The 25144-nt window shown below is 57.9% G+C and carries 22 protein-coding genes and 2 pseudogenes; 8 read left to right on the forward strand and 16 right to left on the reverse strand.

Features of this window, described 5'->3' with window-relative positions; genetic code table 11:
• The first annotated feature begins 64 nt into the window (after positions 1-64).
• Positions 65-547 carry a glutathione peroxidase gene (locus M1E04_RS03950; protein ID WP_065991844.1) on the forward strand — a complete coding sequence of 161 codons (483 nt, stop codon included), beginning with the start codon at positions 65-67 and terminating at the stop codon, positions 545-547.
• Between the two features lie 124 nt (positions 548-671).
• Positions 672-1775, forward strand: coding sequence for an NADH:flavin oxidoreductase (locus M1E04_RS03955; RefSeq protein ID WP_192132593.1), 1104 nt, complete (start codon positions 672-674; stop codon positions 1773-1775).
• A gap of 137 nt (positions 1776-1912) precedes the next feature.
• Here M1E04_RS03955 and M1E04_RS03960 read toward each other — a convergent pair whose 3' ends face one another.
• From M1E04_RS03960 to cysZ, 7 genes and pseudogenes are all read right to left on the reverse strand, one after another.
• Positions 1913-3079 (reverse strand): glycosyltransferase family 4 protein, encoded by a 1167-nt coding sequence (locus M1E04_RS03960; RefSeq protein ID WP_192132594.1) that lies wholly within the window; start codon positions 3077-3079, stop codon positions 1913-1915.
• A 169-nt stretch (positions 3080-3248) separates the two neighbouring features.
• Complete coding sequence (locus M1E04_RS03965; protein WP_192132596.1) at positions 3249-3554, reverse strand: hypothetical protein; 306 nt, start codon at positions 3552-3554, stop codon at positions 3249-3251.
• Between the two features lie 511 nt (positions 3555-4065).
• The gene (locus M1E04_RS03970; protein ID WP_296306663.1) at positions 4066-5178 is read right to left on the reverse strand and encodes a hypothetical protein; all 1113 of its coding nucleotides are present in this window, start codon (positions 5176-5178) and stop codon (positions 4066-4068) included.
• Between the two features lie 93 nt (positions 5179-5271).
• Positions 5272-5943, reverse strand: a complete 672-nt coding sequence (locus M1E04_RS03975) for a DUF2931 family protein (protein ID WP_369318519.1) — start codon at positions 5941-5943, stop codon at positions 5272-5274.
• 237 nt (positions 5944-6180) lie between these two features.
• Complete coding sequence (locus M1E04_RS03980; protein ID WP_296306659.1) at positions 6181-6855, reverse strand: DUF2931 family protein; 675 nt, start codon at positions 6853-6855, stop codon at positions 6181-6183.
• A gap of 1753 nt (positions 6856-8608) precedes the next feature.
• A pseudogene (locus tag M1E04_RS03985) lies at positions 8609-10861 on the reverse strand (type VI secretion system Vgr family protein); the annotation flags it as partial.
• Between the two features lie 388 nt (positions 10862-11249).
• Positions 11250-12005, reverse strand: coding sequence for a sulfate transporter CysZ (gene cysZ, locus M1E04_RS03990; protein WP_065991850.1), 756 nt, complete (start codon positions 12003-12005; stop codon positions 11250-11252).
• 384 nt (positions 12006-12389) lie between these two features.
• Here cysZ and trxB point away from each other — a divergent pair, with 384 nt between their 5' ends.
• The gene (trxB, locus tag M1E04_RS03995) at positions 12390-13352 is read left to right on the forward strand and encodes a thioredoxin-disulfide reductase (RefSeq protein WP_296311850.1); all 963 of its coding nucleotides are present in this window, start codon (positions 12390-12392) and stop codon (positions 13350-13352) included.
• A gap of 85 nt (positions 13353-13437) precedes the next feature.
• Here the strand turns inward: trxB and M1E04_RS04000 are convergent, their stop codons facing one another.
• From M1E04_RS04000 to M1E04_RS04030, 7 genes are all read right to left on the reverse strand, one after another.
• Positions 13438-13779 carry a HopJ type III effector protein gene (locus tag M1E04_RS04000; protein WP_065991855.1) on the reverse strand — a complete coding sequence of 114 codons (342 nt, stop codon included), beginning with the start codon at positions 13777-13779 and terminating at the stop codon, positions 13438-13440.
• On the reverse strand, positions 13772-14068 hold the full coding sequence (locus tag M1E04_RS04005) for a DUF1244 domain-containing protein (RefSeq protein WP_065991857.1): 297 nt from the start codon (positions 14066-14068) through the stop codon (positions 13772-13774). The genes M1E04_RS04000 and M1E04_RS04005 overlap by 8 nt, the downstream gene beginning before the upstream one ends.
• Before the next feature lie 89 nt (positions 14069-14157).
• Complete coding sequence (gene folX / locus M1E04_RS04010; protein ID WP_065991860.1) at positions 14158-14529, reverse strand: dihydroneopterin triphosphate 2'-epimerase; 372 nt, start codon at positions 14527-14529, stop codon at positions 14158-14160.
• 3 nt (positions 14530-14532) lie between these two features.
• Complete coding sequence (gene folE / locus M1E04_RS04015; RefSeq protein ID WP_192132604.1) at positions 14533-15093, reverse strand: GTP cyclohydrolase I FolE; 561 nt, start codon at positions 15091-15093, stop codon at positions 14533-14535.
• 20 nt (positions 15094-15113) lie between these two features.
• Positions 15114-15824, reverse strand: a complete 711-nt coding sequence (gene folM / locus M1E04_RS04020; RefSeq protein ID WP_065991864.1) for a dihydromonapterin reductase — start codon at positions 15822-15824, stop codon at positions 15114-15116.
• A 232-nt stretch (positions 15825-16056) separates the two neighbouring features.
• Entirely contained in the window at positions 16057-16626 is a 570-nt protein-coding gene (locus M1E04_RS04025) for an antibiotic biosynthesis monooxygenase (RefSeq protein WP_065991866.1), read from the reverse strand.
• 187 nt (positions 16627-16813) lie between these two features.
• Positions 16814-17419 (reverse strand): hypothetical protein, encoded by a 606-nt coding sequence (locus M1E04_RS04030; protein WP_065991868.1) that lies wholly within the window; start codon positions 17417-17419, stop codon positions 16814-16816.
• Positions 17420-17780: 361 nt separating this feature from the next.
• Here M1E04_RS04030 and M1E04_RS04035 point away from each other — a divergent pair, with 361 nt between their 5' ends.
• The 3 genes from M1E04_RS04035 to M1E04_RS04045 all read left to right on the forward strand — a co-directional run bounded on the left by M1E04_RS04035 (position 17781) and on the right by M1E04_RS04045 (position 20097).
• The gene (locus M1E04_RS04035; RefSeq protein ID WP_192132606.1) at positions 17781-18236 is read left to right on the forward strand and encodes a flavodoxin; all 456 of its coding nucleotides are present in this window, start codon (positions 17781-17783) and stop codon (positions 18234-18236) included.
• 243 nt (positions 18237-18479) lie between these two features.
• Positions 18480-19388: an SDR family oxidoreductase gene (locus tag M1E04_RS04040; protein ID WP_065991873.1), complete on the forward strand. Its 909-nt coding sequence runs from the start codon at positions 18480-18482 to the stop codon at positions 19386-19388.
• A gap of 184 nt (positions 19389-19572) precedes the next feature.
• The gene (locus M1E04_RS04045) at positions 19573-20097 is read left to right on the forward strand and encodes a hypothetical protein (protein WP_192132608.1); all 525 of its coding nucleotides are present in this window, start codon (positions 19573-19575) and stop codon (positions 20095-20097) included.
• A 52-nt stretch (positions 20098-20149) separates the two neighbouring features.
• On the opposite strand, the gene M1E04_RS04050 is transcribed toward M1E04_RS04045, so the two are convergent.
• Positions 20150-20548, reverse strand: a complete 399-nt coding sequence (locus M1E04_RS04050; RefSeq protein ID WP_192132610.1) for a hypothetical protein — start codon at positions 20546-20548, stop codon at positions 20150-20152.
• Between the two features lie 277 nt (positions 20549-20825).
• Here M1E04_RS04050 and M1E04_RS04055 point away from each other — a divergent pair, with 277 nt between their 5' ends.
• Positions 20826-21152, forward strand: a complete 327-nt coding sequence (locus M1E04_RS04055) for a hypothetical protein (RefSeq protein WP_206758796.1) — start codon at positions 20826-20828, stop codon at positions 21150-21152.
• A 2-nt stretch (positions 21153-21154) separates the two neighbouring features.
• Positions 21155-24604, forward strand: a complete 3450-nt coding sequence (locus tag M1E04_RS04060; RefSeq protein ID WP_456292435.1) for a dermonecrotic toxin domain-containing protein — start codon at positions 21155-21157, stop codon at positions 24602-24604.
• Here the strand turns inward: M1E04_RS04060 and M1E04_RS04065 are convergent.
• Positions 24605-24826, reverse strand: a pseudogene (locus M1E04_RS04065) (hypothetical protein); the annotation flags it as partial. It lies immediately after the preceding gene.
• Positions 24827-25144: the final 318 nt, after the last annotated feature.

Raw genomic sequence — 25144 nt, forward strand, 5'->3', positions numbered from 1 at the left:
AAACATTTGTTTTTGCAGTCTGACAGGGCGCCTTTTTCGGCCAAGGGTTTCTAGGGGAGTCGTCATGAGTGTATTTCACGAGCTGAAATTGAAGGCTCTGGATGGCCAGGAGCTACCCCTCGCGCCGCTCAAGGGCAAAGTGGTTCTGGTGGTCAACGTCGCTTCAAAATGTGGCCTGACCCCGCAATACGCCGGGCTGGAAACCCTGTACCAGAAGTACAAGGATCAAGGCTTCAGCGTTCTCGGGTTGCCGTGCAATCAGTTCGCTGGTCAGGAGCCCGGTACTCAGGAAGAGATTCAGGCGTTCTGTTCGCTGAACTACGGCGTGACCTTTCCGCTGGGCGACAAGCTCGACGTCAACGGACCGCACCGGCATCGGCTGTACCAGATGCTCGCAGGCGAAGGCGCCGAGTTTCCCGGGGACATCACCTGGAATTTCGAGAAGTTTCTCGTCGGCAAGGATGGCCGCGTTCTGGCACGCTTCTCCCCAAGTACGCTCCCGGATGACGCCAAGGTGGTGAGCGCGATCGAGAAGGCGCTGCCCTAGTATTTCGCTTTGCTGCGCGTCTTCTGAGCCTTAATCACTCCAGTCAATAGTGCTTCGTATCACCTGCGCTTCGGCTCATTCTGTATGACCTTCATCATATTTCCAGAATGCCGAGGACGCCTGCATGCCTGCTCAAGCCTTGTTCAAACCCTTCCATATGGGCAGCCTCGAGTTGCCGACGCGCATCGTCATGGCGCCGATGACCCGCTCGTTTTCACCCGGCGGCGTACCCAATTCCAACGTCATCGAGTACTACCGTCGTCGTGCGTCTGCGGGCGTTGGTTTGATCATCACCGAAGGCACCACGGTCGGGCACAAGGCTTCAAATGGCTACCCCAACGTGCCGCAGTTCTTCGGCGACGCGGCGCTGGAGGGGTGGCGCAAAGTGGTGGAAGCGGTTCATGCAGAAGGCGGCAAGATTGTGCCGCAACTCTGGCACGTGGGCGCTGTGCGTCGGCTGGGCACTGAGCCGGATGGCACGGTGCCGGCCTATGGCCCGACCGAGAAGCTCAAGGACGGCAACGTTGTCGTTCATGGCATGAGCAAGCAAGACATCGACGAGGTCATCGCGGCGTTCGCCCAGGCGGCGAAAGACGCCAAGGCCATCGGCATGGACGGCGTCGAGATCCATGGCGCCCATGGCTATCTGGTCGATCAGTTCTTCTGGGAAGGCACCAATCAGCGCACCGACGAGTACGGCGGAGACCTCGCGCACCGCTCACGCTTTGCCATCGAACTGATCCAGGCCGTACGAGCAGCAGTGGGCCCGGATTATCCGATCATCTTTCGTTACTCGCAGTGGAAACAGCAGGATTACAGCGCACGGCTGGTGCAAACGGTGGAAGAGCTCGACGCGTTCCTCAAGCCCCTTTCCGACGCAGGCGTCGACATTTTCCACTGCTCGACACGGCGTTTCTGGGAGCCTGAGTTCGAAGGCTCCGACCTGAACCTGGCCGGATGGACGCGCAAGCTCACCGGTAAACCTACCATCACGGTGGGCAGTGTCGGACTGGACGGCGAGTTTCTGCAGTTCATGGTCAACACCGACAAAGTCGCTCAGCCCGCGAGCCTGGAAAACCTGCTCAAGCGTCTGGGTGACGAGGAGTTCGATCTCGTCGCAGTCGGCCGTGCGCTGCTGGTCGACCCGGACTGGGCCATGAAAGTGAAGGAAGGCCGCGAGCACGACATCTTGCCGTTCAGCCGCGAAGCCCTGAGCCGATTGGAGTGAAGGAAAGGGACTAGTGAAGGAAATGCAAGAAAAGGGACTGATTTATTTGCAAGAAAAGGGACTGATTTATTTACAGCGCTTCACCGTAAATTAATCTGTCCCTGACTGCACCCATCGCTGGGTCGCTACTGTCCCGTTCACACCCCCAAAACAACCCCATCCCGCGTCTCGCTCGCAGCGCGCAAATAAGTCTCGAATGAGTCGATAATCCCGGCCCATCCCTGACGACTCGCGTGTTGCCGGGCATTCAGCCTGACCCGACGCAAGGTTTCTTCATCTTCCAGCATCCAGCGTGCGGCGTCGATGAACCCTTCCTCATCCCCGGGCATCGCCACCGCGCCATTGTGGCCGTGGCGAATATGTTGGGCCGCTGCGGCTTCGTCATAGGCGACCACCCCCAGCCCTGACGCCAACGCTTCCAGCACGACGTTGCCGAAGGTTTCAGTCAGGCTCGGGAACAGAAACAGATCACTCGACGCATAGTGCGCCGCCAGCGAATCCCCGCGCTGGGTGCCGCAGAAGATGGCGTTCGGGAGCTGACGTTGCAGCGTCGGCCTGACCGGTCCGTCGCCGACAATCACCAGGCGCAGGTTTTTCTCGGGATAGGTGCTCACCAGTCCGTCAAAGGTGATTTTCAGCAGCCCCAGGTTTTTCTCCGCCGCCAGCCGTCCCACATGCAGGACTGCCGTATCGCCCGGTTCAAGGCCCCAGCTTTCACGTAGCGCACTCGAACGCTTCGACGGGTGAAACAACTGGCAATCAACGCCCCGGGACAGCAACTCCAATCGCTCGAAGCCTCGGCGTTCGAGTTCGGATTTCTGCGTGAAACTGGGCACCAGGGTGGCGTTGGAGCGGTTGTGAAACCAGCGCAGGTAGGTCGTCAGCAGGCGAGTGACGAAGCTCAGCCCGTACTGCCGGGTGTATTGCTGGAAGTTGGTGTGAAAACCGCTGACGATGGCAATCCCCAGTCGCCGTGCGGCACGCAGCGCCGACAGCCCCAACGGGCCTTCCGTGGCGATATACAGCACGTCCGGACGATTGCGCTGCCATCGACGCAGGAGTTTGTGCATCGACGACTGCCCCCACTGCAACCCGGGATACCCCGGAATCGGCCAGCCACGGCACAACATCAAATCCTCCCCGGCCGCGCGCAGCTCGTCCTCGCTTTGCCGTGGCCGAATCACCTCAACCCGATGCCCCCGCAGGCGCAGACCGTCGCACAAACGGCTGAGCGTGTTGGCCACGCCGTTTATTTCCGGGGCATAGGTTTCGGTGATCAGGGTAATGCGCAGGGATTTACTCATGACATCAGTTTCTGAGGGGGTCGTTGCGCTTGTGTGGCGGTTCAGTGATGGATTTGTGACTGCAAATGACTGGCCGGGATTTGGAATTGGCGTCGCTCGAACCTGACCGATTTAAGAGCGACATACGACCCGGTCAGGTTCGAATAAGACTGCGGTGACACGGGACGCGTCAGCCACCAACAGTGAAGGGCACAAGCCTCGACTCGCCGATGCGTTCGAAGGCAGCCGGTTCTGGCACGTAATGGGTCTGCAGCGGGTTCAGGCTGGTCAGTTGCAGGTGCGAACGGGGTTCTGCGGGCCTGGCAAGGTTCGCGGATTCAGCTTTGAGGGTGTTCGAAACGAACGGCTGAGTCGCCTGCGCCAGTGCCTGCATGAACGCGGGGGCATGGGGTTCCGGCTTCTTCTGTCGGTCCATTGCAAAGGACGCAGGACTGACAGTGGTTTTGATCAGGGTGTTCAGTGGGGTTGAATCCATGGGCATCTAACTCCTGCTGATGAACACGCCGGGCGATCGAACGCGGCGGCAAATGCTCGCCCGGAGTGGGCATGCCCATGGTTAAACAGGAAGGCTGTGGGACGTGGCGAATACTGTCGTAGGAATCGTCCTGATTTTCTCAAGGTTGATTAAAAGAGTGTTTCCGCCTTTAGCATGCGTCGCCTCACTTCTGGAGGAAACACTGTGTCCGAGCAATTCAACGCGCCACCTGTTGCCGATTTGACGGCTTTGCCTACAATCGGCCCGCCGTTTTAAACCGTGTCGCTGGTCAAGCTGACGGTGATGATGTTCATCACTTGCGGGTTGTATGGGCTCTACTGGTATTACAAATAGAACCCCTGCGTCTCACACAAAAAAGGCCTCAATCGAGGCCTTTTCTCTTCATCAGCGAATGCGCTCTGCCAGCGTCGCCGCCCCACGCTTCCTCACCCGAAAAAACGTCGCTCCCGCCACCGCCTTACGAGTAGCATGCCAAGCAGGTCGCGCTGGGTCACCCAGGCCGGAAGCAACCTGTGCTGCCGCCTATCTCCAAAGCGAGGCAGCCGGGCGCGACGTCCAGTTGCAGATACTGAAACAGATCCGATAGCGCTCCGAATGCCGGGTCGGGCTTGGCGTCCCACTCTACGATTAGCCACCTCGCCTCCGGGGTAACCTCAAACCACTCAATGGCTTCGGTCGCCCCCTCCATCCCCATGCCAACTTTCTCCAGTTCTTTGTTGGCCTGGTAGGGCAGGGCTATCCTTTCTTGACCCGAATCCGTCCAGACACTCGATACGGTCGATCCGTCCTTGAATTGCCAATACACCGTCATCGGCTTAATGGGAGGCGGCTTCATCGGATCGTAATGAAAGACTTCAACCAGGTAGTGAGTGTCGATTTGCTGAGCATCTTGCTCTTCGAGTCTTCGATGGGCCTCAGCTAAAGTGAACTCATCAGGTTCTGTGTAAGTGATCGGCTGCTTCGTTGGTTTTTTCCACCAAAGGTTGAACATGCGGCTACTGGGTGCTACGTCGAACCAGCGTGTCGGGGTGGCCATTTGAGAAGTACTGAGCCCCATTTTTGTAATTGTCCTGTCGGGGTCGTAGTGAAGCAGTGCACGGGACGATGGGTCAGGTGTGAGCTTTATAGAGGCAGCGGGCCCATGGTCAAATTGGAAGTGGACGAACTCCGGCTTGATGCGAGGAGGCTCACGGTAACGAGCGTAACGCATTTCCAAAATGTAGTGACTTGTCCAGAAATCCAATGGAGAGTATTTATTCTGGATGGCGTATTCCAAGAGTGCATCCCTGGGCCGCTCCCTGAATGAGTCGAAGGCAAGCTCATGAGCGGGTCGAAGAGTGGGTTCGCTTTCTAACGTCAGGACGTCGTCTTCGACATACCATTTCCCTTTTGCATAGCCACTGGCACTTCCATATTCGACTCCCGCCGTAAATGTGCCGTCTTTTTCCAGCTGCAGTCCAGCCGCCATTTCCATCACGCCGTACAGGTAATATCGTCCTTCCAACGCTTGGCTTTCAGCGCGAGTGCAAGTCGCGATTACCCATAGGAGAACGATAAGGCAGAATTTGAAACTAGAACTGCCCGTTAACTTGAGTAAATTCATAACATCCCTTTCATATGTCGCGCCTCAAGCGCTGAGAAAAGTTCTTTGAATGATTGGCCATCGATGTTGGTAACTGAATTTCAGAGCGACTATTCACCATGAACCATATGGAATGCCGAATTTCTCAACATAGGCTTTGGACTCAGCCGATGGCTGAACGAACTTGCCACCCGATAAGCCGTCACTTGGCCCGGTCGGATCGACCTTGGCCTGAACCCTCGTGACCTCAATGGGAGACAAGCAGGGGCCTGTTACCCAAATTTTTACAACGCCGCCCGGTGCCAGGCCAATGACGATGGCTTTGCGGTAGTCGGTGATCCATTTCGCATCGGCACGGCAAAATACTTTTTCGCCTTTGCGCATGATCTCTCGGGTTGATTCGGGGATGTCGATGCGCGCGTGATAGATCTGTGGTTCGAGCAGTGATTGCCAGCGAACATAAATCTCTTTAGGAAGGTCAGCTTTGAGATATTTGCCTTTGCCCCATCCCACGCGCTCGGGCCAGCCTTTGGGATCGCCTTTGAATTTGTCTGGTAGACCCTTGCTTCGCGCTCTTGGATAGCCGATAGACGGCACACCTCTGGCTGCTTCAAAGCTGACATAACCGCTGATGTCTAGGACATTGACTGTTTCAATCCAGGCCTCCGTATAATCAGGGGCAAATACACCCAGGCGCCACGCGTTGTATGGCATTGAGCGACTGTTTGCGGCAGTGCAGCCAGTGAGCAGCATCAAGGACAGGGCTAGCAACAAAAGTTTATTCATTGGGATGCACCATGCGCAGACCGTTATCACTTGGGCGATTGATGAATACGGTATCGAATTTACTGTTCCAGTCATTGGCCGGATTCCAGTGGTAGGAGAGCTAGACATAGCGTTGATAGAGCAATGTCTCTTCGGCCGGACTCAATACGTAGGTGTTGGACTTCCCTAACCCGTAAGCGGTGAGCTCCCCTGCAACGGGCGGTAGTCCATCCAGCAATGAACACCTTCATTAATTTCTCACCACGAACCATACGGAATGCCGAATTTCTCGACATAGGCTCTGGACTCAGCCGATGGCTGAACGAACTTGCCATCAGATAAGCCGTCACTTGGCCCGGTCGGATCAACTGTGGCCTGCACCCTCTTAACTTCAATGGGAGACAAGCAGGGGCCTGTTACCCAAACTTTTACAATGCCGCCCGGTGCCAGGCCGATGACAATGGCTTTGCGGTAATCGGTGATCCATTTCGCATCGGCACGGCAAAAGGTTTTCTCTCCTTTAAGCATAAGTTTCCTCATTGACTCCGGAATATCGATACGGGCGTGATAAATCTGCGGTTCAACCAGCGATTGCCAGCGGATATAGAGTTCTTTGGGTAGGTCTGCGCGCTTGACGTATTTCCCAGCGCCCCATCCGGGGCGCTCTGGCCACCCCTTCGGGTCGCCCTTGAACACCTCGGGAATCCCTTTGCTAAAAGCGCGGGGATACGTCATTGAGGGTATCCCCCTGCCTGCTTCAAAAATTACATAACCGCTGTTATCCAACACATTGGCTGTCTCAATCCAGACCTCCATGTAATCGGGAGCGAAGAAGCCAAGGCGCCATGCGTCATATGGCATTGACCGGCTGCTAGCAGTCGTGCAACTGGTGAGCAGCAGTATCAGTGCGACCCCTAGGACGAGCTTATTCATTGAGATGCACCGTTCGCAGGTAGTTTTCGCCAGGCCGGTTGGTGAACAGCGTGTCGCGTTCAGCCGATGGGTTAGTGACGGGATTCCAGTGAGCAGAGAGGTGAATGTAACGTTGGTAGAGCAATGCCTCTTCGGTTGGGCTTAAACCGTAGGAGCTGGATTTTCCCAACGCATAAGCCTTGAGTTTCTCGTGGATAGGCTGGAGCTCAGAAGGCAAGGCAAGCCGTTTATCCTCGTCAGGAACTTCTCGAAACGGCACGCTATGCTGCACCGCCAGCTCACGCATGATCCTGAGGTAAACAAGCGCCAGATCGTTGCGCACTTCCCGCTGGCAGCTTACTGCGGCATAAACCCGCTTGGTGTGAGAGACATCGCCTTTGGCGTTGTGGGTGACGTCGACATGCCAGGTGCGGATTACCAGCGGCAGGGCGTAGTTGGCGTAGATCGCTTCGACCAGTTGCAAGTCTTGCTGGGTGAGTTGATAACTGACAGCGCTGTGGTTAGGTGCGTTTTTAGCGATTTCGTTGTTGCGAGGTTTGCTCAGCATCACGCGCTCGACCATATCGGGCAGGTATCCGCCGCCCAGATCAGAATGCACGCCTGGGAGAGAGATCTCGGTACCGCCAGCCTGATTTAACGAAAAGTTAAAGCGGCGCTCGTCTTTGGCAACGAGGTGTACAACTTTTCGCGCAGTACCCGGCGCCAGCCGAATATCGATTCCGGGGTTGATGGCGTTATTACCGTTGAAGTCTCCGTGCATCCAGTCCGCAATGGCGGCCACGGTGTCAAAAATGCCGATGTAGTTGATGCAGAAATCTTTTTGACGCTGCCAAGCGAACCTGTCAGCCAAAACGGGCGATCCGGTAGGCAGGGCTGCTGCAAGAATGCTTTCTTCCCCTTTTAGCAGCTCATTTGCGAAATCCCTTGCTGCTGCAGCGCCTCGACTGAATCCGAAGATGTCGAATTCGATGCGTTGTATGCGCTTATTGGGATTGTTCTGTTCAAACTTACGTAGTGTTTCAAGAAACAGGCCGGGACTTTCTTCAACACGGGCTCTGACCCCTTGCGCGCCGAGCCCGGTGGCTTGGGAATACAGCGAGTCACCTTTCGTGCTGCTCGTGCCAATGCCTTCGACGTAGACTCGAAGTGCGGCCTCTATCTCCTCATCTGGAATTTGCTTGTCGCTGTCGTCTCTGTAGAGCTCAAACAGCTTCGCCACATTGCTGCTGTCATTCCCGAAACTGTCGTCCGGTGCGCCGCCATTGCCATCAAAGCCGTGCTTCTGGCAGAACGCGACAATGTCAGGCGCTGCCTCTGCGAGATTCACGTCACGGGCGTAGCAAGCGCGTGCTTTTTCACTGTTATCGCGGTTGTTACCCGTGCCATCGAAGAACATGCCGATGCGCAACGTGATCAACTGCTCCAGTTCAACCTCTTCCTCTTCTTCCTCCTCAAGTTCAGGTGCGGGACGCGGTGTCAGCCATTCTTCGGGCCGTGGAAAGTCGATCGCGATGTTTCCAGGCAACATTGTGTGGACGGGCATGGTCTTACCGTCCTTGTCGGTCACGCCGCTGAACACCTCGCCGTTCTGCGTGGTGATCCGGTAACGGACGAAACGGGCGGCGGCCTGTTGCGCATCGACCAGGGTGTACCCCGCCCCATAGCCATAAGGTATTGGCGTCACCGGAGTCGTAAGCGTGGTGGCACCGGCCTTCAACACATAAGCGGCCCGGTGATAGATGTTGCCGGGCGCACCCAGCTCGATCTCGCCATCCTTGATGCGGATGAAGGCTCCGCCGCAGCTGAAAACAAGCTCTTTCGGGGCGCTGATTTCGATCCGGCCGGCCAGGCTTTCAATCTTGATGTCATTGTTGGCCAGTGCGTGCAGTGCGCCTGTTTGCGCGTGCACTTGCAGGTCGCCCTGAACCGCTTTGAGTTGCAGGCCCTTGGTGACGGCGCACAGGCTGATTGCACCTTCGGCAGTGCCGGTGATGTTGCGTCCGGCGCTGAGGTCGGTTGAGCGTGACGAGGTGATGGCGACGCTTTCGCGACCAGAGGACAGGCAGATCGCTTCGGGGCTGACCATGCCAATGCCGGCCGGTGCGTGCAGCAGAAGACCGGGCTCGGTGAGGTGAGTCAGCGCATCGTTCAGTTGAGTTTGGCCGCTCGTATCGGCGGGAATGGCGCCCGCACTCTTTGCAGCCTGGGCCATGGTGCGGGCCAGGGACAGTGCGGTTTCGAGCTGGTCGATTGCAGCGTCCATGTCGAGCTGCTGACCGTGGGCTCTGGTCTGTTCATCCGCACTGATGAAAAGCCCGCGCCCCGCCCGAATCGCGCCCCAGCCGTCGGTGCGCAATTCAAACCCTTCGCCGCGCTTGTCTTTCTCGTTGTCGACCAGATGCCCAAGGTTTAGCTGGCTCTTACCGCTGTGCTCGGTGCTGAGTTTGATGTGTTCCTTGCCGCGATTGTCCTCCATACGCAGCTTGTTGTTGGCAGGGGTGCGCAGGACGTTGCGTTTGTAATCGCTGCGCAGCAGCGTCACATGGTCAGGATGTCGGCTGTCGTGAAGTGCATGGGCGATGTAGGGCCGGTCCGGGTCGCCCTGCTCGAAGGCAATCGCCACCTCGGTGCCGCAGATCAGTGGCAGGTGCAGTCCGTGGGTATCCCCGGCATAGGGGCGGGCGAGGCGCAACCACAGGCTTTCCTCACCCAGTTTCCAGCTGTCGCGGTCGAACAGAAAGCTGACCTTGTAGCGGCCTTCGCTGTCGATGTGGCTATAGGGATCGTTGGCCAGCGAGCTGGTGACACAGGCCGGAACGGTGCCGGCTATCGCAGGCTTTGCCAGCAAAGGCGGCCGAAAACACAAGCTTTCGGAATACGGAATCGCCTCAAAACTCAGTTCAAAGCTTCGATCCCGCGCTGCACGCAAATGCAATCGCGTGATCACAGCACCCGGCTCAAACGCCTGAGGCGCACCACCGGAAATCGCCAGCACCTGCGCCAATCCCAACGAAGCGCTGCTGCTAATCCCGGTCAGCCGCGTCTGGTTATTCAGATACCGCTCATGCCGCAGGCGGGCGTAGAAGAACCCGCTTTCGCCCTCTAAATCCTCATCCTGATCGAGCTTGTCTCCCAGCACTTTGTACGGCTCGGCATAGTGATACGCCTCGCCATAAGTCGTGGAATCCCCACGCGTCTGATCTACATCCCCGTCCAGCCAAGCACTGGCGTCACGGTGGTGATAAGCCTGAAAGTGAACACTCTTTTCCACCACTCCATGACTGGACTGCAAACCCCAGACCCCATCCGCGCCGCTGCTGCCCAAACCCGACTGGGGCCGGTAGGGCAGACTGATCCGAGGGCGAACGTAATGACGCTGATCATCATGAAATTCGACGACCGCAATGCCCAATCGCTCATCGTTAGTGAAGCGGTACCAGATCCCCACTTCCGCCAGCAGCCGCGAAACAAACGCCAGATCGCTCTCGCCGTACTGCATCACCTGCTCACGCTTCGGATACTCCCGCACCAGCGAAAACAGAAAATCCTGCCCCTCAAAATCATGCCGTGTGCGCAGAATGCTCTCGACAATCTGCGGCACCGACTGATGCTGATAAATCCGAAACTGCTTTCCACGCCCCAGCAATGCCAGTCGCGGCTCCAGTGTCACTTCATAGCGCGCCTCATCAGCGGAACCGGACAGGCGCTTGAAGCCGGTGATGACCCCATGCAACGTGCGCAACGGTTTAACCGAAGGCACCGGCAAGCCTGGAATCGCAGTCGGCAACGTGTGGGCCGCCGCATGCAGACTGAAGTGCGCATCCTGCCCGAGCATCCGCTCGGCGCCGATGTCCCGTTCAACCGAGGTAAATTCCACGCGGTAATGAAAGGGCTGACTCAGCCGCTCCTCACCCTCAAACGTCAGCACATCAAGCGCCACCGGCAGGTTATGAACGACGAGTTTATGGCGACTGTGATCGAAAAAAGGCGGCAATACGGTGAGCATGAATGAGCGTCCCTGGCAGGAGAATGCACCCCCGACCGGTCCATAAAGAACCGATCAACTCATCCATGACAGGGGCTGAAGCGGGCGAAGATGAGGCATTCCTCACCGTCATTCCATAGGCAAAACACGAACCGGACGCGTCCTAATGGAGATCAGGAAATGCCCTACACAGATCGCAAGGGGCACGGCGTTTGAGCCGCCCGACGCTCCCGGCTGAAGGCGGAAGCAGAGTTGTGCAGTTTGATGTGGCGCGAGCCAGCTTTCCGGAAACGGGCTGCTTAAAATACGTCGAATAGTCGGCAGCAACCCTGGATTCCCAGCGCGCTGATCGTCCCGTTTAAAAAAGCGTGCGTATAAAAAAGGCCTCAATCGAGGCCTTTTCTCTTCATCAGCGGATGCGCTCCGCCAGCGTCTCCGCACCACGCTCCCTCACCCAGAACAACGTCGCCCCGGCCACCGCCGCCGGCATCATCAGGATGTTGACCACCGGTATCAGCAGCACCAGATAAACAATCCCGCCGAAACTCATGCTTTGCCACCGTTTGGCACGCAGCCAGGCGAGCATGTCTTGCCAGCTCATTTTGTGGTTATCGGCGGGGTAGTCGATGTATTGGATAGCCATCATCCACACGCCGAACATCAGCCACAGCGGCGCGGCGACAAGGTTCACCACGGGGATCCACGAAAGGATGAACAGGCCAATGGCGCGGGGCAGGAAGTAGCCCAGTTTGCGCATTTCCCGGCTCAGGGTGCGCGGCACCATTTCCACCAGCTCACCCCAGCTGAAGGCAGGAAAATCGTCCGTCCCGCGCAACACCACTTCCACCTTCTCGGCGAGAAATCCATTGAACGGCGCGGCGATGATGTTGGCGATCATGGTGAAAGTGAAGAACACCATCAGCGCCACAAGCACCACGAACAACGGCCACAGGATGTAGTTGAGAAAGCTGAGCCAGCCGGGGAGGGTCGGCATGAAGGAGTCAACCCAGAGCCTGAATTCGTGGCCGGCGAAGTAGATCATGGCGCTGAACAGCACCAGATTAATAACCAATGGCAGCAGGACGAATAAACGCAGGCCGGGGCTAAGGACCAGTTTCAGGCCTTCGCGCAGGTATTGAGGGCCAGACAGGACGGGTGCAGGCATGTGTGCCTCCAGGCAGTGATATCGCGCCGACCTTACCGGCTTTGCGACGAGGGCGGAAGCGCCGCTGCAGGTGCGACATTCGCTGAAACAATCGTGCAGCGATAAAGTCTATGCAGGACTGCATGTGCAAAGCGGAGGACGCACATAGGGCTGGCCTATGAGCTGGATTGTGAAACGATATTTCCTTAATCTTCTCCGCCCCGATAAGCTTGCGGCCAACTTTCACCGTTGCTGTGCCCCGAGTGGCAGCTTCTCGTTTTCAGGATCGGCGGGCGCCTCGTGTTGCCACAGGCCCCGTCAGTCCCAACCCTCTCAACCGGTACGCCGGTTCAGACCCAGTGACTCCGACCACGCGTAACGATGGCCGGTCAATAGGAGTGTGTCATGTCTGATGTACGTCATTCGCGAGTGATTATTCTCGGCTCCGGCCCTGCCGGTTACAGCGCTGCAGTCTATGCCGCGCGCGCCAACCTCAAGCCGTTGCTGATCACCGGGATGCAGGCGGGCGGTCAATTGACCACCACCACCGAAGTCGACAACTGGCCGGGCGACCCCCATGGCCTGACCGGCCCGGCCTTGATGGAGCGTATGCGTGAACACGCCGAGCGTTTCGAGACCGAGATCGTTTTCGATCACATCAATGCAGTGGATCTGGCAGGCAAACCGTTCAGCCTGAAAGGCGACAACGCCACTTACACCTGCGACGCGCTGATCATCGCCACCGGCGCCAGCGCCCGTTATCTGGGTCTGCCGTCCGAAGAAGCGTTCATGGGCAAAGGTGTGTCGGCCTGCGCGACCTGCGATGGTTTCTTCTATCGCAACAAGCCGGTCGCAGTGGTCGGGGGCGGTAACACTGCCGTCGAGGAAGCCCTGTACTTGGCCAACATCGCCAGCAAGGTCACCCTGGTTCACCGTCGCGATACCTTCCGCGCCGAGAAGATCCTGATCGACAAACTGCATGCACGTGTTGCCGAGGGCAAGATCGAGCTCAAACTCAACGCCACCCTGGACGAAGTGCTGGGCGACAACATGGGCGTGACCGGTGCGCGCTTGAAGAACAATGACGGCACCTATTCCGAAGTGACCGTCGACGGCGTATTCATCGCCATCGGCCATACGCCGAATACCAGCTTGTTTGACGGTCAGTTGGCGTTGAAAGACGGCTACATGGTCGTTCAAGGCGGTCGCGAAGGTAATGCGACAGCCACCAGCGTTGACGGTGTTTTCGCGGCCGGCGACGTGGCGGATCATGTTTACCGTCAGGCAATCACCTCGGCTGGCGCAGGCTGCATGGCGGCACTGGACGTCGAGCGCTACCTGGACGGCCTGGCGAACGTTTCGTTCTGACCTGACCTCCAGTTGCAAAAAAACCGGCTCATTGAGCCGGTTTTTTTATATCGGGCAAACGGCCCCATCAGCGTCGAGCGCGCGGTCAGGCCTTGGGCTTGAGCGGCTCGGCTGAGAACTTCACACCGGCCAGCCCGTTGGCAATCAGCGCGCGGATGTTGCCGTGGTCCGAACCGTCCGGTGTATCGAGCACAGAACGGTAGTGCTCGCCAAAAGCCAGAAGCGCTTCTTCATCGCTCAGGCCTTCCAGCAGCGCCAGGCCGAGGGTCTTGCACGAACCTTCGTTCTGGCCAGCGGCGTTTTCCACCGGGCCGTTGCTGAACGCCTGAGGCTGATAGTCGTAATGCGCGGCGATGAAGGCCAGGGTGTCTGCGAACAGATGATTGCCGCTGGCGAGGCTGGCGCGCAGGCCGGGCAGGTCAGTCATGCTTGGGTTCCTTGGCGAACGCAGCTTGCTGCTCGGTGCTGGCTTCTTTCTGGTACGTGGATTTCCACTCGCTGTACGGCATGCCGTAAACCACTTCGCGGGCGTCATCGAGCGTGATGTCGATGTGCTTCTCGTCGGCCTCGGCCTTGTACCACTTGGACAGACAGTTGCGACAGAAACCGGCGAGGTTCATCAGGTCGATGTTCTGCACGTCCTTGCGGCTGTCCAGGTGCGCAACCAGACGGCGGAAAGCGGCGGCTTCGAGTTCAAGACGTTGTTGCTCGGTCATGGTGTGCTCTGTGGGAAGTAAAGATGGGCGGATGATAAGAGTGGCAGGCAGGCCGGGCAAGCGTGGGCCTTCACCGGCGAGCGAAGGAATCAGCGGGCTGCCGCCAGGGTGATCGACACCGACTCGGCGAAACGCAGCGCGTGGGGCTTGTCCACTTCGACTTCGGCGTATTGCACCGCCTCATGGGTCATCACCAGGTCGAGCACTTCCTGGGTCAGGCGCTCAAGCAGTGCAAAGCGGTTGCTTTCCACGTGCTGGATGATGGCCTTGGTGATGGTCCGGTAGTTCAGCGCGTGATCAATGTCGTTGTCGCGCACCGCTTCCTGCGCCGCGTACAGGATCGTCAGGTTGATCAGCACGTCCTGCTTGTTGAGAATTTCGGCTTCGTTGATGCCGATAAACGTACGCAGGCACAGGTCTTTGACCCTGATGCGTGCGGTGCCGGGTTCGAGTCTTGCCATGGACTACTTGCTCCGTCCGATCAATTGCAGAAATTCCATGCGGGTCGTGGTCGACTCGCGGAAGGCGCCGAGCATCACCGAGGTGTTCATGGTCGAGTTCTGTTTTTCAACGCCGCGCATCATCATGCACATGTGCTGAGCCTCGATCACCACGGCCACGCCTGCGGCCTTGGTCACGTCTTGAATCGCATCGGCGATCTGCCGCGTGAGGTTTTCCTGAATCTGCAGGCGCCGCGCGAACATATCGACGATGCGCGCGATTTTCGACAGGCCAAGGACTTTCCCGGTGGGGATATACGCGACGTGGGCCTTGCCAATGAAGGGCAGCAGGTGATGCTCGCACAGCGAATACAGTTCGATGTCTTTGACGATCACCATCTCGTCGCTCGCGGAGGCAAACAACGCGCCGTTGACGATCTCGTCCAGTGTCTGCTCGTAGCCATGACACAGGTACTGCATGGCCTTGGCCGCGCGCTTGGGCGTATCCAGCAGGCCTTCTCGTTCAGGATCTTCACCCAGTCCGACGAGGATTTCACGGTAATGCTGTGGCAGTGACAGGGTCATCAATGGTTCCTCGGGGCGGCTTACTTGACGTGCCGTCCGCCGTTTACGGTCAGAGTGGTGCCGGTGACGTAGGGGTTATCCAGCAGATAGCGCAGGCTCTGGTAAATCACCTCGGCGCCGGGTTCGATCCCCAGTGCCGATTTTTCCAGCGTGCGCGCGCGGTATGCCGCATCGTCGTCGGGTTGAAACATCAGCATGGCCGGGGCAATGCCGTTGACCTTGATATGGGGCGCGTATCGGGCTGCGAAGGACAGGGTCAGGTTTTCCAGCCCCGCCTTGCTGGCGCTGTAAGCGATGTGCTTGCTACTGCCCTTGCGGGTGACATCGTCGCTGATGTGAATTATGTCGGCCGTCTCCGAGCGCCTCAACAGCTCTGCGCAGTGCAGATTGATGAGATAAGGCGTCAGCATGTGGACGTTGAACATTTGCATGAATACATCCGCCTCGTCCCCCGGCGTTTCGGCGAGCCAGTCGGACGCGTTGTGCACGATGGCCCTCAGGCTGTCGGTCTGCTCTTTGAGTCGGGCGATGAAATCCAGCACGCTCGTCTCCGACGAAAAATCAGCCTGAAGTATTACCGCGCCCAGCGCCTTCAAGCGTTGCACGCCCGGCCGCTCACTGCGGTAGGTGATGATCACCGGCTGGCCTTCCGCCAACAGACGCTCGGCGCAATGCAGGCCGACGCGCTGGCTGGCGCCAGTGATTAAGACAGGGGCAGGGGAGCAGGCCATGGTCGTCACGCATTCATCAACGGGGGAGAGAGGTCGGGCGAGTCGGTGCTGAATGGCGAACAGTGGATGCTCGCGTGCACCATCGAAAACGACCGTGGGGCAAAGTTACCCCAACGGTCGGTTCTTGTACAACACCGACAGGGCTGTACATGTTTTTTGAAACGGCGCCACGCCGGGCCGCTGTATCGCAGGTCGGCGGCGTCCAGATCGGGAAAGCGTTTGTCGCTGAGCGCTAGCGGGTAGATGCCGGCTCTGTTCCGCTGACCTGAGCAGGCACGTTGCTGTGCAGCCACCCCGCCAGAAGATGGGTCGAGAGCGGAATGAACCAGAACACCATCAGCGGCGTGAGGATCAACGTGCTGATCATGATGCGCGGGAACAGCTCCAGCTGACCGAGCAGTGGCCCCAGCACGAAGTTGAAGATCAGCGACACCGGAAAGAACGCCAGCCAGATGGCAACGGCTTGCTTCCAGCGCGGCGGACGCTGACCAGCGGCGCCGAACCAGCCATCGATACCGCTCACCCGGTGCACAGAATTCTTGGCAAACAAACCACTGCCGCGCACCAACCAGGAGCGTCGGGAGGCAGAATGCTCCCAGGCGTGCATGGTGGCTTCATCGGCGAAGCGGAAAATAATCTGGAATTCGTCATCCCCGGGCGGAGGAGCGAGCACACCTGACCCTAGATAGCCGGGGAAGTCTGTAGCGAGTTGTTCGCCTTCATGCAGCCAGGCAATCAGTTCCTGATAGCGGCCATGGGCGACGCGACGGGCAACCATCAGCGTGACGGGTGAGGTAGACATTGTGTATCTCCGATAAACAAGTGAGCTTCCCGGGTAGGGAAATCACATGACGGGTCGCCGGGGTGGTGGCGATGCGTCAGCTTCACTGGGAAAAGCAAGCAAGGATTATTCCTGAAACCTGCGATAAAGCCAGAGGTGTTTATCGGACGGAAGAGGGTGCCGGGAGGGATCGCATGATCAGGCAATCCTAGAGGTGCATCGAGGGGTGAATCTTGCGGTGTTCCTGAAGGATGTACTGACGCAGACGTTCAGTGTCTTCTTTACTGTTCTGGCTCAACCGATACGCCGCAAGACCATGATGGTTCAGGCGTTCGAAGTTGCCACGCAACGCGATGGGCGCATAGCCCTGAGGCGTGAACCACGCGGCGAATGACTTCGGCGGTTTGGTCTGCTTGCGCATCTCCAGCAGGATGCCTTTGAACGAGATTTCATGAACCCAGAGTGCGGTGAGCGAGCCCTTTGCGGTCTCCAGCGGAATCGGCTCAGGCAGGATCAGACGCCATGGGCGAATGCGCGGGCCTTCCTCGAAGATGCTTGGCGCACCCAGCTCCAGATGCAGCGCGTGAAACTCGTCTTCGACAAGATGCAGCGGGAAGGTCATTTGCTGATTATCAAACTGGGCCTGAATCGTGACTTGCTCATGGGCAGCGAGACGGGTCAGCAGATCTTGAATCTGCACGCCGCCGTTAACCACCAGACTGCTGGATTTGTCTCGCAAATTCAGCGTGGGGTTGTGCTGCATGTTCTGGATGAACTCCAGTTCATCCGGCGTGAGGATATTGTCGCGCTGCATGGCCAAGCTCGAGTAACCGGTTATTGAGAGAGCAGACAGATGGTTCGCATGTTGGTTGCGACCGTTCGTCAGTTGCAGGATGTTACTCCTTCAGGATTTTCATCTCCAGCCGAGCGTGTGCCCGTTGATCATTTAACTCGAGGCTTTTCCACTCGGCGTGCTGTGGATCTGCGGCGACGATCCGAACGTGAATTGCTTGAGAGTATAGGACAGGAGATGACCGACATCGTTGAAAACCATTTGCATCAGCGGTGCTCTGATCACCTGGCGCTCCTATCAGGCATCAACAAGCGGGAGACCATGACATCGCGGCGCGCTGGGGCATAATGCCGCACGATTTTACCCGTCACAGGATTAACCCATGAAAGTCGCGATTATTGCGGGCTCGGTGTATGGCTCGGCTGAAGAGGTCGCTCGCCACGCCCAACAGATCATCAAGGATGCAGGGCACGAGGTGCTGTTCAATCCGCGCGCTGCCCTTGCCGATCTGCAGGCCTTTGCACCCCAGGCTCTGCTGGCAGTGAGCTCCACCACCGGAATGGGCGAGCTGCCGGACAACATTCAGCCGCTCTATCACCAGATCCGTGACGTACTGCCTGCTGGATGGCGCGGGCTGCCTGGCGGCGTCATCGCCCTGGGCGACGCGAGTTATGGCGACACGTTTTGTGCGGGCGGCGAATTGATGCGCGAGCTGTTCGGCGAACTGGGGATCCGCGAGGTGCAGGAAATGCTGCGACTCGATGCCAGCGAAACCGTGACCCCGGAAAGCGATGCCGAGCCGTGGCTGGCGGAGTTCATTGGCCGGCTTGATAGCTGAATAGCTGAATAGCTGAATAGCTGAATAGCTGAATGGCGCGCCCATGCCCCGTCTCTGACGAGGCATGACAGAGCCATCCCCCGGCGTTATCGACCACCATTCAGCGTGTCCCCTGTTGATTGTGACCCGGCGCCGAGTCGTTGACACTCGATGACCATCACGCCCGCGTCTGCTGCCCTTCATGGCTCCTGATGAGTCAGGGGCCGTGGGCGCAGCGCCGGCTTCATCATCGGGGAGAGCAGCATGAGCGAGTCCGTACGTTTCGAAGACAAAGTGGTAATCGTCACCGGTGCGGGCGGCGGGTTGGGTAGAGCCCACGCATTGTTGTTCGCGAAACACGGCGCGCGGGTGATCGTCAACGACCTCGGCGGTTCGGCCCATGGCGAAGGGGCCAATGCCTCGGCGGCGGATCGGGTGGTCGCGGAAATCCGTGAAGCGGGCGGCGAAGCGGTTGCCAATCATGATTCGGTCACCGACGGCGACAAGATCGTCCAGAACGCTCTGGATGCCTTCGGCCGCGTCGACGTCGTGGTCAACAACGCCGGCATTCTGCGCGACAAAAGCTTCGCCAAAATGGAAGACGCCGACTGGGACCTGGTTTACCGCGTCCACGTCGAAGGCGCCTACAAAGTCACCCGCGCAGCGTGGCCCCATCTCCGGGATCAGGGCTACGGCCGCATCATCTTCACCTCGTCCACTTCCGGCATTTACGGCAACTTCGGTCAGGCCAACTACGGCATGGCCAAACTCGGTCTATATGGTTTGACGCGCACGCTCGCGGTTGAAGGGCGCAAGAACAACATCCTCGTCAACGCCATCGCCCCCACCGGCGGCACACGCATGACTGAAGGCCTGATCCCCGCCAGCGTGTTCGAGCTGCTCAAGCCTGAACTGGTCAGCCCACTCGTGGTGTACCTGGGCAGCGAGCAGTGTCAGGACAGCGCCGGCCTGTATGAAGTAGGCGGCGGCTGGATCGGCAAGGTCCGCTGGGAGCGCAGCCTGGGCGCCGGATTCGACCCGCACGCAGGCTTTTCGCCGGAAGACGTCGCGGCGCAATGGCAAACCATCAGTGACTTCAGCGATGCGGTGCATCCTGCTGACAACGTCGAAGCGCTCAAGGAAATGATGGCCAATCTGCAGAGATTTGCCTGATCAGGCTTTGATCAATAAGCGGCCAGTTCGGCGATCGAACTGGCCGTTTTTGTAGGAAGGTTATTTGCCGCGACGTAGGAACGGTCTCTGAATGAGGCAATGATTCCGTCTTCACTTTTTCAGCCTAAACCCCGCCCCCAGTCGCCCGACATGCCTGAGGATCAACCGATTTTCAGGAGGTTTTATGATTGGCAATTTGAGTAAGGTGCAAGAGCGGCTGAGGGTATACAGCGCTGTCCCGGACAAGCAATTTAACGTGCGCTCCGGCCTCAACCCTCAAGAGGAAGCGGTGAAGCAGAAAGTACGTCAGTACTGGGCGGACAAGAGCATTCCTGATGTTAAAAAGCTGGAGGGCTTGAACATCAATCTGGCTGGATTTGATCCGCGTAAGACCAGTAACCGGCAGTTGAGGGATATCGGCGCTCTACTGGCCGAGCAAGGAATTATTGATGGAGACCTTATTGGCACTCTGGGCGGCATCAATGTCGAGTTCGATGCGCTGGGAAAAGAAATCAATATCGACAAGGAGGTCAATGCGTACGAATTTTTTACCGACCACTTTGTTCGACTGCAGGGCGCTATCAAGCAAGGCAATGAGATGGCAAAAGGCGCCGTGGTGGATTTGAACACCGCGGTTTCTGTGCTGATGGCGCTGGATGAGCATGCTAAGCGACCTCGCGAGCGTTCATTGGTGAATATTCGCGCCTGAGGATATGAGTTCGGGCGTGGGGCACCACTAGAGTGCCCCAAGCTTTCAGCTGTTACATGGGGACGACGTAACTCCCTGAGTAACTGGTCGGCACAGGACTTTGTACGTTATCGATTACCAGTCGAAATGTGCCAGCGCCGAACAAGCCTGATGGGTCGTACGTTTTACCAGTCACCGAAGACCAACTGCCACCTTGAAGCTGTTGGACGAACACAGGAACTTGTCCTGAAGCGCCGGTCACATTGAAGTGATGGGAAGTCGTCCCGCATGTGACCGTGTACGGACCATAGATCACCTGTTGCTCACCTGGGTTTACGGTGCCGGCCGGTATAGCGCCCGAAACTTTCGTGCAGAAATTCATCGTGCTTGCAATAGGTTGCGCAGCAGTTGCACCAGCAAGCGACACCAGGCTTGCCACCAGAATCAGTGAGGTCATTTTTTTCTTGAACATATTAGAGCTCCATTAGCCATTTTTTGTTGGGTATCGTCGCGTGGTGTCTCCACCTCGCCGATGACTAATGTTTAAACAGAACGTTGCGTAGGAATGTCGCTAGACATGCTGTGGGATTTTTCTGAGCTTGTTTTTGAGAGTGAAGGTTGGACCCACGGTGGTCATAAGGACTCTCGGAAATCGTCATTTGGTCCCACAAAAAAAAGCCGCTGCAATCGCAGCGGCCAAATAAGACGTTGAATCCAGGAGCTTCAAAACACAACGTCGGTAACGACGATTGAGCACCCCCTTCCTTTGCCACGGTTGGCAGAGGGTGAGGGGCTGCTCGGATGGCGCGAAGGTTAAGGGGTTTGCTGTAAGCGAAAAAGCGCATTTTGTGACAAGCAGTGTTACCGCCGCAGCAACAGTAGGACGGCACCACAAACAGGCGATGTTCAACTTTATTTCCTGCACAACGGGTCGGCGCCTGCCGCTCATCTCAATCAATAGTTATTCCATCGTTCTGCGACTCAGCGGGTTAGATGACGGCTCATTTGGACTGTTCACGTTTTTCACACTTTGGCTGGATGCCTGGGTGGCGTGGATGGTTATCCTGGAGCTGTAAAGATGACTTATCGTTCTGTTGAAAACAGTGCCCGCCAGAATGCGGGCTCCCTGCTCGATCATGCAAAAAGCGAAGGCGAGCTGTCGGCGTCGATCGTCGAGCAACTGCGCCAAGCCCCCACCTTGCAGGAGGCAGCGAGGCAGATGCTGGTCGACGCCCTTGCTCGAAGCACCCGGTTTCCAAACCCTGACGCGCTGTTCATTCACAGGAAAAACACGGCCGGGTTTGATCCGCAGCCGCTTGCGCTGACTCAGGCGCTGCTGCACGCCTTTATCGGGGACCGCGCGTACCTCGACGATAAACAGGCCGTGGTGTCCACCCGTCGAGACTCTGCTCATCCTGCTCACGCCTTGCCGGGCTGGGACATCGAAGCCATCAGGACGCTGTTTCCGAGCCTGCTGAGCAAGCTGCCGGGTTTCTTCAAGTTCAGTCTCGACGAGTACTGGACCTTCGAGGAGCAGACCTTCACGCCCATTCCCGGCGAGGACGCTGTGACGGGTACGCGCGATGTTGTGCTGGAGAAGCTGCAGTCCTGGGTTTTCCACCATGCCATCCAGTTGGCCGTCGGCGAACGTGAGCTGGACGGGGCGGACCGGACTCGGCTGCGACAGGTGGTTGACGATGTCGATTGCAAAGGTCGTTATGCCTTGTCGTTGCGCACATCGGAAGGCGCTGCGCTCCCGCTGATCGGCGCTTTTGTGGCAACCGCTGAAAATACCGACAGCTCGTCCCTGGCTGCCGATGGAAACAGCTCACCCGTGTTCCTCATGACCCCTGCGGGCGGGGTGGAAAAGTTCGCTACGCTTGGGGCGATGGAGGCTTCTCTGTATCACCGCCTTGGCGAAGAGGACTCACGCGAACTCTTGGCGGGTTACCTCTCGCTCGAACACCAGTTGCTGATCGCCGAGGCCGCCCCGGGCTCGGTGCAGCTGAGTTACTCGCCGCTAAACGATACGCCCGCTGCGCGCTTTATCGCGAGCTTGCAAGAGAAACAGATCAATGACTTCGATCACCTCAGTGCCCAGGCATCGCTGAGCAGTGGCGACTCGCAGGCACTGCTGCGGATGTTCGACGACGTCAGCCGCCTGGATGATCTGGAGCAGGCCCTGAATGTTCGCTATCTGGCGCTGCTGGCATTCGTGCAGGAGCGCAGCCTGCCGGATTGGCTCATGTCCGCCCCTGCTGCTGACCGTCAGCGCTATGACGCGCTCGCGCAAGAGCAGGCGCGTTGTGAAGAGCGTGTGCAGGCGCAACTGGTTGGCACCGAAACGGCTGAAATCCATGCGCGTCGAGAAATCGCCGCCTACCTCATGAAGCACCTGGGCTATACGTTCGATCCTTCCAGCCTGAGGATCAATCTACCGGATGAAATGTCCTTCGCTGATGCGCCGCTGAGAAGCGTTTACACCAATACATTGCTTGGATTTGCCCTCGAAGGCATGCCCGAGGTCGAGCTTCGCCTGGGGCCGAGTATTGAGATTGACCCCGCGTACTCCCATCTACGCCTGAATTTCGATTTTGTCTGCCGCTTGGTGCGAGACCTCGATTTGAAGCGCCGCTACGGGCTCGAGTTGGAGCGTCGCTACCGCGAGCAGGACACCCTGAAAGCCCTGAGTGCCTTGCGCGCGAGCGATATCGCATTGAGTGCCTGTGCGGCAACGCTGCAAGGGCAGCTGTCGGAACGTGGCCAGGCGCTGATTGAGCGCGTGCAGGCCAATCTAGGCAGAGACAGCACGTTGAAAATCGGAGCCTTGTACCTCAAGGGCGGCAACCGGAGGCTCGAGGATGTGGTTGTTCTGCGTGAGATCCGCGGCAAGGATGAATTCTATGTGCTTTATGCGCCCGGCCACCCGAGCGGCCGCGATCTGTTCGATTTCTCCACCTGGCGTGAATTGTCGTTTGAAATCCGCAGTTGGCTGGCGACCCCACAGGGCGCGCAGTACTTGCTGGATCAAACGGTCGTCAACCCGGATCATCACGTCGTCCCTTATATCGCGAGAGTTCAGTTGGTGCCCTCGGAGTGGACTGCCGACAGCGTGCAGTTCATCTCCATCAATGGCTCCTTCCTTACGGACGCACTGTCGGGCCTGAGTTATTACAAGATCGAGCAAATTCTGGCGCGGGATCCGAGTGTGTCCAGTGCGCGGATGCAGCACGTTACCGATCAGCAGCGGACCGCGCAGGTGTTGCTGGACCACCGGATTGAGGCACTGAATGCCGCTTACGACAAATTCGGCATCACGCCTTGGCGTGAAGCGGCCCGGCGTGAATGCGAACGCTTGATCACTGCGCACTTGAGGGCCTCCGGCATACCGGGAAGTATCGACCCGGATACCGTGTTCTGCGATCTGGAGAACGCAACGGCTGAGGGTCAGCCCGATTTTGGCCGCTATACCACGCTCAAGTGCCTGACAGATCTGTTCATGGTGGGTTACTCGGAGGAAGAGTACGCCTTTCACCCCGCCGCCACGTTGCACTCATCCATCGGCCAGGACCTTTCCGCACTTTCCGGCGCAATCGTTGACAGCATGATCCGCGGCTCAAATTACGCGGATGAGTACCTGACGCAGCTGCGCCGACATACCTGGAGCATTTCCAATTCCCCGCCCAAGACGATCGTCGCCTTGTTCTCCCGCAAGACTCATTACCAGATGCGCCGTGACGCGCTGGACGAATATGTCGCCGGGCGCCTTGCGCTCGATCAGTACAACTGGCTCGTACGGATGATTGCAGGGCTGGATGGCAGCATTGTCGGGAATACGGTGGAGACTCCGGGAACGTTTCATCGGTTGGTGATGGAGCACAAGACACTTGTCGATATCTACCTCTTCAAACCGGACGCCACCCACGCCCGCTTTGGGACGCTGGCCTACACGCCTGACGCGCCTGACGGTCATCTGTTTCGTCAGGAGGACGACATTGTTCGCTCGGTGTCGCGCCCTGGCATGAACCGGTATTACTACGACCGCGCGAACTTCAGGGCTCAGGGCACCATCGGCCCATTGCTGCAAAAACTTGAACAGTCGCCCATGGTGGGGAACACATTCTACAAGGTCGCTCACTCAGTGCCGTCGGTCAGGAACTTCGAAGATCTGCACGACTTCATCGTTACCCACTTGATGGTGGACATTGATGCTCAGACCGAGAGTGTCAACGAGCGGCGCTTGCTCAAGACGTACAACTTTGTTCGCAAATACGGCGGCTATGTTGCAAATCTGAACCCGAAAACCAAAGCGGTGTGGACAGCCCTGCACGCGACGGTCGATCTGTTTCGGGGCATTTACGCCTACCAGGACGGCAACCATGAACGCGCGAAACGCTACTTCATCGATGCTGCGAAGGGCGCCTACAAAACCGCCAAGCAAGTCCGCAAGATCCGTAAGGCGGAGAAATTGAAGCGCCTGGGCAAGACGTCAAAGCCATCGTCGGTTGGGCTGCCGCAGTTCCGATGATCAATGCAGCGCACCCATTCCGGGGAGCTGAACCAGACGTTGAGTGAGTCGCACCCGTTGAACCGGGTCATCACTCGACATCAATGCATGCTCCAGGTCGAACCGTTCGGCCTGCGGGCATTCCAGATGCTGGTACAGGCTGGCACGGGCGAGGTAATCGCTGGTGCTGGCCTGGCCCAGTACTATCACTCGATTGGCGCTCTTGACTGAGGCAAGCCCATCAGCAATCGCAGCAGCGCAAACCAAACGTTGATTCAGGCGCTAACAATACAGCGTTGAGTGACTGCTTCAGCCATTAAGAAAAATCAGTCATTCATCAGACTTCAAACCCTCAACTTTGAATGCGCCCATCGATGTTTTCGGGGGCCGCAGACGGCTGGATTTCCGCCGTGCACTCTGACATCTCAACAGTAGGAGAAGACTCCAGTCAGTCGAGTACGGTGTTCATTTCCTGCGAACTGCGTCCGTCCAGCCTCATGAGCCAAGCAATATGTACCGCTTACCAAGCTGAGCAAACGTCGGACAATAGCCCGCTCGAAC

The organism is Pseudomonas sp. AK106 (genome assembly GCF_053903055.1).

Coding starts and splice junctions, on each gene's coding strand:
- M1E04_RS04000 (WP_065991855.1), bottom strand. CDS start 13,779: ATGACTGACCTGCCCGGCCTGCGCGCCAGCCTCGCCAGCGGCAATCAT.
- M1E04_RS03970 (WP_296306663.1), bottom strand. CDS start 5,178: ATGAATTTACTCAAGTTAACGGGCAGTTCTAGTTTCAAATTCTGCCTT.
- cysZ (WP_065991850.1), bottom strand. CDS start 12,005: ATGCCTGCACCCGTCCTGTCTGGCCCTCAATACCTGCGCGAAGGCCTG.
- M1E04_RS04060 (WP_456292435.1), top strand. CDS start 21,155: ATGACTTATCGTTCTGTTGAAAACAGTGCCCGCCAGAATGCGGGCTCC.
- M1E04_RS04035 (WP_192132606.1), top strand. CDS start 17,781: ATGAAAGTCGCGATTATTGCGGGCTCGGTGTATGGCTCGGCTGAAGAG.
- folX (WP_065991860.1), bottom strand. CDS start 14,529: ATGGCAAGACTCGAACCCGGCACCGCACGCATCAGGGTCAAAGACCTG.
- M1E04_RS03960 (WP_192132594.1), bottom strand. CDS start 3,079: ATGAGTAAATCCCTGCGCATTACCCTGATCACCGAAACCTATGCCCCG.
- M1E04_RS04040 (WP_065991873.1), top strand. CDS start 18,480: ATGAGCGAGTCCGTACGTTTCGAAGACAAAGTGGTAATCGTCACCGGT.
- M1E04_RS04050 (WP_192132610.1), bottom strand. CDS start 20,548: ATGTTCAAGAAAAAAATGACCTCACTGATTCTGGTGGCAAGCCTGGTG.
- M1E04_RS03965 (WP_192132596.1), bottom strand. CDS start 3,554: ATGGATTCAACCCCACTGAACACCCTGATCAAAACCACTGTCAGTCCT.
- M1E04_RS03980 (WP_296306659.1), bottom strand. CDS start 6,855: ATGAATAAGCTCGTCCTAGGGGTCGCACTGATACTGCTGCTCACCAGT.
- folM (WP_065991864.1), bottom strand. CDS start 15,824: ATGGCCTGCTCCCCTGCCCCTGTCTTAATCACTGGCGCCAGCCAGCGC.
- M1E04_RS03955 (WP_192132593.1), top strand. CDS start 672: ATGCCTGCTCAAGCCTTGTTCAAACCCTTCCATATGGGCAGCCTCGAG.
- M1E04_RS04045 (WP_192132608.1), top strand. CDS start 19,573: ATGATTGGCAATTTGAGTAAGGTGCAAGAGCGGCTGAGGGTATACAGC.
- M1E04_RS03975 (WP_369318519.1), bottom strand. CDS start 5,943: ATGAATAAACTTTTGTTGCTAGCCCTGTCCTTGATGCTGCTCACTGGC.
- M1E04_RS03950 (WP_065991844.1), top strand. CDS start 65: ATGAGTGTATTTCACGAGCTGAAATTGAAGGCTCTGGATGGCCAGGAG.
- trxB (WP_296311850.1), top strand. CDS start 12,390: ATGTCTGATGTACGTCATTCGCGAGTGATTATTCTCGGCTCCGGCCCT.
- folE (WP_192132604.1), bottom strand. CDS start 15,093: ATGACCCTGTCACTGCCACAGCATTACCGTGAAATCCTCGTCGGACTG.
- M1E04_RS04030 (WP_065991868.1), bottom strand. CDS start 17,419: ATGCAGCGCGACAATATCCTCACGCCGGATGAACTGGAGTTCATCCAG.
- M1E04_RS04005 (WP_065991857.1), bottom strand. CDS start 14,068: ATGACCGAGCAACAACGTCTTGAACTCGAAGCCGCCGCTTTCCGCCGT.
- M1E04_RS04025 (WP_065991866.1), bottom strand. CDS start 16,626: ATGTCTACCTCACCCGTCACGCTGATGGTTGCCCGTCGCGTCGCCCAT.